This is a genomic window from Candidatus Pelagibacter communis, assembly GCF_001180205.1.
Classification (GTDB): Bacteria; Pseudomonadota; Alphaproteobacteria; order Pelagibacterales; family Pelagibacteraceae; genus Pelagibacter; species Pelagibacter ubique_O.
The window spans coordinates 1-11,062 of sequence record NZ_CVSU01000052.1; the positions used below are offsets into that span (position 1 = coordinate 1).

The 11,062-nt window shown below is 28.7% G+C and carries 10 protein-coding genes; all 10 read left to right on the forward strand.

Going from position 1 to position 11,062, the window contains the following annotated elements:
- A partial coding sequence (locus AMO08_RS02310; RefSeq protein WP_143323796.1) for a type III pantothenate kinase occupies nt 1–432 on the forward strand: 432 nt, incomplete at its 5' end.
- Nucleotide 433: 1 nt separating this feature from the next.
- Nucleotides 434–2,092 carry a ribonuclease J gene (locus tag AMO08_RS02315; protein WP_075484778.1) on the forward strand — a complete coding sequence of 553 codons (1,659 nt, stop codon included), beginning with the start codon at nt 434–436 and terminating at the stop codon, nt 2,090–2,092.
- Nucleotides 2,092–2,337: a DUF1467 family protein gene (locus AMO08_RS02320; protein WP_075484785.1), complete on the forward strand. Its 246-nt coding sequence runs from the start codon at nt 2,092–2,094 to the stop codon at nt 2,335–2,337. Before AMO08_RS02315 ends, AMO08_RS02320 begins: the two co-directional genes overlap by 1 nt.
- A 1-nt stretch (nt 2,338) precedes the next feature.
- Entirely contained in the window at nt 2,339–3,673 is a 1,335-nt protein-coding gene (gene proS, locus AMO08_RS02325; protein WP_075484787.1) for a proline--tRNA ligase, read from the forward strand.
- Nucleotides 3,670–4,902 (forward strand): lipoprotein-releasing ABC transporter permease subunit, encoded by a 1,233-nt coding sequence (locus AMO08_RS02330; protein ID WP_075484789.1) that lies wholly within the window; start codon nt 3,670–3,672, stop codon nt 4,900–4,902. Before proS ends, AMO08_RS02330 begins: the two co-directional genes overlap by 4 nt.
- On the forward strand, nt 4,895–5,572 hold the full coding sequence (locus AMO08_RS02335) for an ABC transporter ATP-binding protein (RefSeq protein ID WP_075484791.1): 678 nt from the start codon (nt 4,895–4,897) through the stop codon (nt 5,570–5,572). The genes AMO08_RS02330 and AMO08_RS02335 overlap by 8 nt, the downstream gene beginning before the upstream one ends.
- A complete protein-coding gene (dnaE, locus tag AMO08_RS02340) occupies nt 5,565–8,981 on the forward strand; it encodes a DNA polymerase III subunit alpha (RefSeq protein ID WP_075484793.1) in 3,417 nt (1,138 codons plus the stop codon). Before AMO08_RS02335 ends, dnaE begins: the two co-directional genes overlap by 8 nt.
- A 130-nt stretch (nt 8,982–9,111) precedes the next feature.
- A complete protein-coding gene (gene rpsB, locus AMO08_RS02345; protein WP_075484795.1) occupies nt 9,112–9,921 on the forward strand; it encodes a 30S ribosomal protein S2 in 810 nt (269 codons plus the stop codon).
- Entirely contained in the window at nt 9,921–10,772 is an 852-nt protein-coding gene (gene tsf, locus AMO08_RS02350; RefSeq protein ID WP_075484797.1) for a translation elongation factor Ts, read from the forward strand. The genes rpsB and tsf overlap by 1 nt, the downstream gene beginning before the upstream one ends.
- A 30-nt stretch (nt 10,773–10,802) precedes the next feature.
- Nucleotides 10,803–11,062 (forward strand): ribosome recycling factor (locus AMO08_RS02355; RefSeq protein ID WP_425304630.1); only part of this gene is annotated, 260 nt, incomplete at its 3' end.

Consider the following 11,062-nt stretch of genomic DNA (forward strand, 5'->3'; position numbering starts at 1 on the left):
AGAATTACTAATGCCATAAGTTTAATGAACAATAAAAATAATTTTATAATTTTAGACTTTGGTACAGCAACTACTTTCGACGTTCTAATTAAAAATACTTATTATGGAGGAATAATTGCCCCAGGTGTGAAATTGTCTCTTAATACCTTGTCTGATAAAGCAACTTTGATTCCAAAAATAGAATTAAAAAAGATTAATAAAGTCATTGGCAACAACACAATCTCAGCTGTTAGATCAGGCTTTTTTTGGGGTTATGCGGGTTTAATTGACAATATTATTAATTTAATTAAGAAAGAGACCAGAAAATCTTTTAAAGTAATTGTTACTGGTGGATTTTCAAATTTATTTAAAAACTCAATAAAAACGAAAGCAAGTCATAACCAAGATATTACAATTAAAGGCTTAATAAAGATTTCAAAATTAATTAAATAATATGAAAGATGAACTATTATTTTGTCCCTTAGGTGGATCAGGTGAAATAGGTATGAACATGAATTTGTTTGGCTATGGACAACCTAGTGATCACAAATGGATTATGGTCGACATAGGGGTAACATTTGCTGATGATACTATTCCTGGTGTTGATTTAATTTATCCAGATCCAGGATTTATAGTAGAAAGAAAAGATAATTTATTAGGAATAGTTTTAACACATGCTCATGAGGATCACATTGGTGCAATTGCTCATTTATGGCCAAAATTACAATGTAAAATTTTTGCAACACCTTTTACAGCAGTATTAATTAGAGAAAAATTTAGAGAAAAGCAAATCGATATAACTAATGATTTAAAGATTGTTGAGTTAAATGGAAAGGTTTCCTTGGATCCATTTGAAATTGAATACATTACTTTAACGCATTCTATATTAGAACCGAACGGACTTAGAATAAAAACTCCTGCAGGAGTTATTTTGCATACTGGTGATTGGAAGGTAGATCCAAATCCTTTGATTGGAGACAATATAAACGAAAAAAGATTAAAGGAAATTGGTGAAGAAGGTGTGCTAGCAATGATTTGTGACTCAACAAATGTTTTTAGCGCTGGCAGATCAGGTTCAGAATTAGATGTAAGAAAAAATATGTTAAACGTTATGTCTCGATTAAAAAAAAGAATTATCATAACTTCTTTTGCCTCAAATGTAGCTAGAATGGAGACAGCTTTTTATTGTGCAGAACAAACAGGAAGACAAATATCTTTAGTTGGTAGATCAATGCATCGTATTTATAAAGCTGCACGTCAATGTGGATATTTAAAAAATACTATTGAACCAATTGATCCAAGAGAAGCTAAAAATTTCTCAAGAGAAAAAATTGTATATTTATGCACTGGAAGCCAAGGGGAACCAATGGGTGCAATGATGAGAATTTCTAGTTATGTACATCCAGATGTTTTTATTGAAAAAGGTGATGCTGTAATTTTTTCTTCAAAAATTATACCTGGTAATGAAAAAAAACTTTATAAACTTCATAATCAACTTGTTAAAGATGGAATAGAAGTAATATCTGAAGAAACTGAATTTGTTCATGTTTCTGGACATCCAAATAGAGAAGACCTTAAAGAGATGTATCAATGGGTAAAACCAAGATGTGTAATACCTGTACACGGTGAACATAGGCACATGATAGAACACATTAATTTTGCAAAAGAAATGCAAGTACCACATCCAGTTCAAGTTGAAAATGGTGATATCGTTAAGTTATATCCAGGTGAAAAACCTGAAGTATATGATAAGGCTCCAAGTGGTAGACTCTATTTAGATGGCAGTGTTAGTGTTGATCCAGATTCACAATCGATAAAAGATAGGAAAAATTTAAGTGCAAATGGATATCTCGAGGTAACAATTATGATTACACCTAAAGGTAATATACACAACAACCCTATTCTTTCATTTCGTGGTTTACCTGTAGTTGATCCAGATGATTTTGTTTATGGATTAGAAGAGGAAATAGAGAAAACCTCAAGAACTTTTAAAATTGGAAGCAAACAACAAGAACACAATCTTATTGATGCATTAAAAATTGCCTGTAGAAAATTTTCTAAAGAAAGAACAGGAAAAAAACCTTTTACCAATATCAATTTAGTAAGAATTTAATGAGCGCTACAGGCTTAGCTATTATCTATATAATTATATGGTGGATAGTTTTTTTTGCTATTCTACCTATTGATGTGAATCGAACAAAGACTGTAAAAATTGATGGTGAGGATCCTGGCTCACCTGAAAATCCAAAAATGCTGAAAAAATTCCTTTATTGCACTGGAATTACTACTGTCATTTTCATAATAATTTACTTATTAATTAAATTTGAATATTTAAATTTAAGAAATATGATTAATTAAGATGCTTTTATCAAATTCATTTATACCAATATTAAAAAATAATCCTTCAGAAGCAAAAATTAAATCTCATCAATTGATGTTGAGAGTAGGCATGATTAAGCAAGCCTCAGCAGGAATTTATTCATGGTTACCTTTAGGTTTTAAAGTCATGAAAAAAATAGAAGACATTGTCAGACAAGAACAAAATAAAATTGGAGCTCAAGAAATATTAATGCCAACAATTCAATCCAGCGAAATTTGGAAAGAAAGTGGTCGTTATGACGATTATGGTGAAGAGATGTTAAGAATAACCGACCGTCAAAATAGAGAAATGTTGTATGGACCAACCAATGAAGAGCAAGTTACTGAAATTTTTAGATCTTCAATAAAATCTTATAAATCACTCCCACAACTTATGTATCATATTCAATGGAAGTTTAGAGATGAAATTAGACCTAGATTTGGAATTATGCGCGGTAGAGAGTTTTATATGAAAGATGCCTATTCATTTGATGTATCAGATGAAGAAGCTTTTTATTCTTATAATAAATTCTTTCTTTCTTATTTAAGAACATTTAAAAGATTATCTTTGACAGCAATACCCATGGCTGCTGATACAGGACCTATAGGTGGAAACTTATCTCATGAATTTATTATTCTTGCTGATACTGGAGAAAGTAAAATTTTCACAGATAAAAGAATATTCGAACTTGATAGTGATGATACTGAAATAGAAAAAGCATCATTGGAAGGTATGAGAAAAAAATATGAGCAGTTTTATGCTGTAACTGATGAAAAGTTTAATAAAGAAGAGTTTGAAAAAATTGTTTCTAAGGAAAATCAATTGATTACAAAAGGTATCGAAGTAGGTCATATATTTTATTTTGGTGAAAAATACTCAAAACCAATGGGAGCATCTGTTGATTTACCAGGAGGAAAAAAAGATTTTGTTAAAATGGGTTCTTATGGAATTGGTGTATCAAGGTTAGTAGGGGCTATAATTGAGGCAAAATATGATGACAAAAATGAAATCATGAAATGGCCATTGTCTGTTGCTCCTTATGATATAGCTTTAATTCCTATGATAAATAAAAATGACACCTCAGCTTTAGATAAAGCAAATAATATCAATATAGAATTACTCAAAAATAATATTGATGCAATCATTGATGATACAGATGAGAATTTCTCATCAAAAATTAAAAAAATGAATTTAATTGGTGCCCCATATCAAATTATTATTGGTAACAAAAGCGAGGGTGATTTATTAGAGTTCAAGGAAACTGGTGGTGAAACTCAAAATTTACCATTAATTAAAATTATAGAAATTATAACTAAACAAAAAAATTCGATTTGATTTCTACTTTAGAAAAAGAAATTACTTTTAGATTTTTAAAAGCCAGAAAAAAAGATGGTTTTTTGAATGTTATATCTATTTTTTCTTTTATAGGAATAAGTCTTGGAGTTGCAGTTCTTATTATTGTGATGTCGGTTATGAATGGATTTAGGACTGAGCTAATTAATAAAATAGTAGGCTTTAACTCACACATAACTGTAAAAACTTATGGAAATCCAATTGACGAAAAAAAAATAAATAAAAAAAATTTAAAATTAATTTCAGAAAATATTATTTTAAGCAACTCTGGTGAAGCAATTATACTTAAAAATGATACATCAAAAGGCATAGTATTACGTGGATATAAAACAAATGACTTTGCAAGTTTAGAAATTGTTAAAAATGAAAAATTTAAAGGGAACAAAGGTCAATTAAATAGAAACTATATTTCTATAGGGAATGAATTAAGTTTTTCTTTAGATCTTAAAATAGGTGATGAATTAACTTTACTTTCACCATCAGGGGTAGATACAATTATTGGCAGTATGCCAAAACAAAAAACTTTTTTGGTAGCATCAATTTATAATAGTGGTTTAGCTGAGTTTGATAATAATATAGCATTTATTAACTTAAATACTCTTGAGGATTTTTTTGACTATAAGTCAGAGGATAGAAATTTAGAAATTTATTTAAAAAACCCAAATAAAATTGAGCAGCAAAAATTTATTGTTCAAGAAATTTTTGATGAAGAATTTGTTGTTAGTTGGGCTGATATGAATAGTTCATTATTTTCTGCCTTAAAAGTAGAAAGAAATGTAATGTTTATTATCCTATCTTTAATAATTATTGTTGCAGCCTTTAATATAATTTCTGGGTTAACAATTCTAGTTAAAAACAAAACAAGAGATATTGCAATTTTGAAATCAATTGGCGTGTTAAATAAATCAATTGTAAAAATATTTTTTTTAGTAGGCGTTATAATAGGAACATCAGCTACTATTTTTGGAATTTTTTTAGGTGTAACGTTTTCTCTTTACATAGAGAATTTTAGACAATTTCTTAGCTCAACATTTAATATAAGTTTATTTCCAGAAGAGATTTATTTTCTAAGTAAGATGCCTTCAGAAATAGACCCAACATCAATTTTTTTAATATCAATTTGTTCAATAATAATAACAATAATAGTTTCAATTTTTCCTGCCTTTAAAGCAGCCAAACTGGACCCAATTAAATCTTTAAAATATGAATAATTTTCTTGAATTAAAAAAAATATTTAAAACTTTTAAAACTGAAAAAACAGTTAAAGTATTAAAAAATCTTTCTCAAAAATTTGATAAAGGTAAAAGCTATTCTGTAATGGGGCCATCTGGGTCTGGTAAATCAACTCTTCTAAATTTAATTTCATTGATCGATAGACCATCATCTGGGTCAATCCATTTTGATAAAATTCCTGTAAATTTCAATGAATCTGAAAAAAATGATGTTTATAGATCCAAAAAAATAGGAATTGTTTATCAACAAAATAATCTTCTCCCAGATTTTACTGCTTTAGAAAATATATATTTGGCTTCACTTGCAATTAATGACAATAAAGAATTAGCAATATCTAATGCAGAAAAATTACTCAAAAAAATTGGTCTTTCTAAGAGAGCAGATCACTTTCCATCTCAACTATCAGGTGGTGAGGCTCAAAGAGTTGCCATAGCAAGAGCAATCGTAAATGATCCTGAAATTATTTTAGCAGATGAGCCAACCGGAAGTTTGGATATGGAAACTGCAAAAGATGTTTTTGAACTTTTATATAAACAAAAAAGGTCGGATAGACTTATTATATTTGCAACTCATAATAGATTCTTTGCTAATAAGGCAGATTGCCTATTGGAGATGATAGGTGGTAGTATAAAATCATCCAATGTCTAAGTCTCATTCTCAAAATTTCAATCATCTTAAAATTCATACTCAATATTCTATTTGCGAAGGAGCAGCTAGAATTGATGAATTACAAGAATATTCTAAGAAAAATAAAATAAAATCTCTTGGTTTGTGTGACACCTCAAATTTATGTGGAGCGCTTGAATTTGCTGAAAAGATCTCGAAGTCTGGAACTCAACCAATAATCGGAACTCAAATTAATTTTAAAATCGGAGAAACAACAGGTTTACTCCCTTTGTTTGCTCTAAATGAAGCTGGATATAAAAATGTAATAGAACTTTCATCTTTTTCGTATTTAGAAAACGATGAATTGTCAGATCCACATGTAGATTTTGAATTATTGTTAAGCAATTCCAAAGGTGTTGCTGTATTTTCAGGAACTGTTTTTGGTTTATTTGGTAAGTTATTCGATAAAGGAAAGTTTAGTGAAATTGATGAGCTTTATAACAAAATTAAAAATGCTTTTGGTGACAGATTTTACTTAGAGATTCAAAGACATAATGACCAAAATGAAACTGAATTTGAAAAATTTAATTTAAAAAAATCTTTAGATTTAGAAATACCTATTATTGCAACTAATGAAGTTTTTTATTTAGATAAAGAAATGCATGAAGCCCATGATGCTTTAATTTGTATCGGTAACAAAACATATGTAAACGAAAAAAATAGATTAAGATTTACTGACCAACATTATTTAAAAACTAATTCAGAAATGTCCGAATTATTTAATGACTTACCTGAAGCTTTAGAAAATAATTATAATTTTCCATTAAGATGTAGTTATAGACCGTTATTTTCTAACCCAATATTGCCTAATATTAGCAGCGATAAACATGGAAATGCAGATGAAATTTTAAAAAAAGATTCCATAGAGGGATTAAAAGTTAAATTCAATAAGATCTTTAATTTAAGTGATGATGAATTGAAAAATAACAAGTCTTATAACCAATATAAGGATAGACTTGATCATGAACTTTCTATTATTGTAAAAATGAAATACTCTAGTTATTTTCTTATAGTTGCTGACTATATTAAATGGGCTAAAAATAATGATATCCCTGTAGGCCCTGGAAGAGGCTCTGGTGCTGGCTCATTAGTAGCTTGGTGTTTATCAATTACAGATGTAGATCCAATAAAATTTAATCTTATTTTTGAAAGATTTTTAAATCCAGATAGAATTTCAATGCCAGACTTTGATATAGATTTTTGCGAGGATAAAAGAGATCAAGTTTTTGAGTATCTAACCACAAAATATAAAGACAGTGTAGCTCACATTATAACATTTGGTAAATTAAAAGCACGAATGGTAATTAGAGACGTTGGAAGAGTTTTGGGATTAGCATATGGATTTGTTGACAGTATATCTAAAATGATACCTTTTGATCCATCTAGACCACAAAATTTAAGTCAGTGCATTGCTGGAGAGCCACGATTACAAAAACTTATAAATGATGATCCAAGGATAAAGAAACTTACTGATCTCTCACTAAAATTAGAGGGTCTAAATAGAAATGTTGCAACACATGCAGCTGGAGTAGTAATAGCAGATAAAAAACTCACTGAAGTTGTTCCACTATACAAAGATGTTACAGCAGATTTACTGTTACCTTCTACTCAATTCGATATGTACTCAGCAGAAAATGCAGGTTTGGTAAAATTTGATTTTTTGGGTTTAAAAACACTTACTGTTATTAACAATACACAAAAACTTGTAAGAAAAAAAACTAAAGATTTTGATATAGAAAAAATAAGTTACGAAGATCAAAAAGTTTTTGATCTAATGTCAAAAGGTAAAACAGTTGGTTTATTTCAAATTGAAAGTGCTGGAATGAGAGAAGCCTTAACTCAAATGAAACCAAATCATATTGAAGATATTATTGCATTAGTTGCCCTCTATAGGCCAGGACCAATGAGCAATATACCAACATATAATGATTGCAAACATGGAAAACAAAAACCAGATTATTTACACCCACTTTTAGAAGATATTTTAAAACCAACTTATGGTGTAATTATCTATCAAGAACAGGTTATGCAAATTGCACAAAAATTATCAGGATTTACGGCAGGACAAGCTGATCTTTTAAGAAGAGCGATGGGTAAAAAGAAAAGAGCAGAACTTGAAAAACAGAAGCAAGGATTTATTGCTGGTGCAATTAAAAATGGAATAGCAAAAGATGTTGCCGCTGGAATTTTTTTAAAAATCGAACCATTTGCAGAATATGGCTTTAATAAAAGTCATGCTGCTGCATATGCAATTATTTCTTACCAAACAGCATTTTTAAAAACATACTATCCAAAAGAGTTCATTGCAGCATCAATGTCTATGGATATATCTAATCAAAATAAATTAAGTGAATTTTACGAAGAATTAAAAAGATTAAATGTTGAAGTTGTGCGCCCAGATATAAACGAATGTTTTGCTGATTTTAGAACGAATGATAATAAATTCTATTATGCATTAGGAGGAATTAAAGCTGTAGGTTATGAGGCAATATCAAATATAGTTGAGGAAAGAATGTTAAACGGAAAATTTGAGTCAATTCATGATTTTATAAAAAGAATAAATCCAAAAGATATAAACAAACTTCAATTAGAAGGTTTAGTCAAAGCAGGTGCATTTGATAATTTAAACTCAAATAGACAAGCTTTGTATGACTCTATTCCTGCCTTGATAGCTAAAAGTAAAAATATATTTGATAATAAATCTGCTAATCAGATTGATTTATTCTCAGAAGATCAATGTGTGCAGGATGATATTTTAATAAAGACTGAAGATTGGAAATTTGAAGAAAGATTATCAAAAGAATTTGAAGCAGTAGGTTTTTTTATTTCAGACCATCCATTAAATCAATTTACAGAAATTTTTAATGATTACAAAATAACAGATTATTCAAATTTTGTTTCAAAAGATGATTTAAAAGACTCAAACATAGCTGCAACATTATTAAAAGTTCAAGAGAGAAAAACTGCAAAAGGCAATTCTTATGCTGTTTTAAAATTAACAGACTTATCAAGTGTATTTGAACTATTTGTTTTCTCAGATATTTTAGAATTAAATAGAGAAATTTTAAAAGAAGGAAATTCGTTAATTTTGACATTGTTTAAAAATATTTCGAATGATGAAAATAGATTAACTAGAATAAATGTTCAAAAAATAGCCTCACTTAAAGATTTATTTAATAGTCCTATAAATGAGGTTTCATTTGAAATTAAATCTGAGTTAGAAATTAAAAAAATATCCACAATTTTAGAAGGCAAAGGTAAAACAATTGTAAATATTAATCTTAATTCTGGAGATAATATTCTTAAATTTAGATTAAAAAATACACGTAAATTAGATAGAAGAGCCCTAAATCTTCTAAGAAATCAAGAAATTAAGGCTAAAATTAATTAAATAATCACTTGTTAAATTTAGTAAATATTTGTAAATAATCTCTAAATTAAATTAACACGCACACAGTTTTTGGTTTTATACCTCCGGTCCTTAATTGGAAATTACTGTGGTGGCTTAACCGGGAATAAATATGAAAATACCTAACGTTACAATACAACAATTATTAGAAGCAGGCGTTCATCTTGGGCATAAAACTTTAAGATGGAATCCAAAAATGAAAAAATATATTTTTGGAAAAAGAGATTCTATCCACATTATTGATCTAACTCAAACTCTTGAATTAACAAAAGTAGCGTTGGAAAAAGTATATGAAACAATTTCAAATAATGGAAAAATTTTATTTGTTTCTACAAAAAAACAAGCCTCTGAAGCAATAGCAGAAGTAGCAAAAGAAACTGATCAGTATTTTGTTAATTATCGATGGCTAGGAGGCATGCTAACTAACTGGGGAACAATATCAAACTCAATTAAAAAATTAAAAAAATTAGAAACAGATTTAACTGCAGAAAATAGAGGTTTTACCAAAAAAGAACTTTTAAAAATGAGTGTTAAAAAAGATAAGCTCCAAAGATCTTTAGGTGGTATAGCTGAAATGAAAAAAGTTCCAGATTTAGTATTTGTTATAGACACAAATTATGAGTCACTAGCTATTGCTGAGTCTGCTAAATTGGGAATACCAATTATTGCCATTTTAGATAGTAATTCTAATCCAGATAAAATTGATTACCCAATTCCAGGTAATGATGATGCGAGAAGATCAATTGATCTTTATTGCAATTTAATAAAAGAAACTATCAATATTGCTAAAAAATCTTTACCTGCAGTTGAGAAAAAAAAAGACAAAATTAAAGATGACGATAAAACGAAAACTATTCAGGAATTAGATAGAGAAAAATTAGAAAAAAAATTTTCTAAAGATGATAAGGAGAAATTAAACTAATGAGTGATATTGAGAAAGTAAAAAAACTTAGAGAAGCAACTGGTGCTGGTTTTAAAGATTGTAATTTGGCTATTAAAGAGTCAAATGGAGATTTAGACAAAGCAATTGAAATTTTAAGAGTTAAAGGAATTTCTAAAGCATCAAAAAAAATGTCTAGAGACGCGAAGGAAGGTGTTGTTGTAGTAAGTGGAGATGAAACCAAAACATCTGTAATTGAGGTAAATTGTGAAACAGATTTTGTTGCTAAAAATGATGATTTTATTAACTTCGTTAAAGAGTTAAGTGAATTAAATAATCAAAATAATTCAAACGTAGAAGATTTAAAGACTTCTAAAATGCAAAATGGACAAACAGTTGAGGACAATCTAGTAGCTTTAATTGCGAAAATTGGTGAAAAAATTACAATTGGTAAAGCTAAAACTATTCAAAATTCTGATGGAGTAAACAACCATTATCTTCATACAGTTGTAAAGGATAATGTTGCAAAATTAGCTGTTATGGTTTCATTAGATACTAAAGATAATTCAGATACGGTTAAAACATTTAGCAAGCAACTATCAATGCATATTGCAGCATCAAACCCATTAGCTTTAGAGTCTAGCTCAATTGATCAAGCTATTATAGACAAAGAGCAAGAGCTAGTTACTGAAGAGTTAAAAAACTCGGGAAAACCAGAGGATATTGCAAAAAAAATAAGCTTAGGTAAAATGAATAAATTTAAAGAGGAAAATTCTCTTTTAACTCAAGCCTGGGTTATGGAACCTAAGAAAAAAGTTCAAGATGTTTTAAAAGAACTTTCTATAGCTGATTTGAAAATAAAAGAGTTCTATAGAATAAAGATTGGAGATTAAATGTTTGATGAGAAATCATACAACCTTAAAATGGATAAAGCCATTGAGGTTTTCTCTAAAGAACTATCTTCATTACGTACTGGTAGAGCAAACGCATCCATGCTAGATCTAATTAAAGTTGATGTTTATGGACAACAAATGCCAATTAATCAGATTGGAAGTATAACAACACCAGAACCGAGAATGATTAATATTCAGGTTTGGGATACAAAGTCTAAAATTATAAAATTATTTTTATTGTTCATTAAACTTATGGCATTAGTAATTCTATCGGAGCCTACCTGTTTATA

What these genes read in the sequence shown, in the direction of transcription:
- AMO08_RS02320 (WP_075484785.1), top strand. Translation starts at nt 2,092, where the DNA reads ATGAGCGCTACAGGCTTAGCTATTATCTATATAATTATATGGTGGATA.
- rpsB (WP_075484795.1), top strand. Translation starts at nt 9,112, where the DNA reads ATGAAAATACCTAACGTTACAATACAACAATTATTAGAAGCAGGCGTT.
- AMO08_RS02335 (WP_075484791.1), top strand. Translation starts at nt 4,895, where the DNA reads ATGAATAATTTTCTTGAATTAAAAAAAATATTTAAAACTTTTAAAACT.
- dnaE (WP_075484793.1), top strand. Translation starts at nt 5,565, where the DNA reads ATGTCTAAGTCTCATTCTCAAAATTTCAATCATCTTAAAATTCATACT.
- AMO08_RS02315 (WP_075484778.1), top strand. Translation starts at nt 434, where the DNA reads ATGAAAGATGAACTATTATTTTGTCCCTTAGGTGGATCAGGTGAAATA.
- tsf (WP_075484797.1), top strand. Translation starts at nt 9,921, where the DNA reads ATGAGTGATATTGAGAAAGTAAAAAAACTTAGAGAAGCAACTGGTGCT.
- proS (WP_075484787.1), top strand. Translation starts at nt 2,339, where the DNA reads ATGCTTTTATCAAATTCATTTATACCAATATTAAAAAATAATCCTTCA.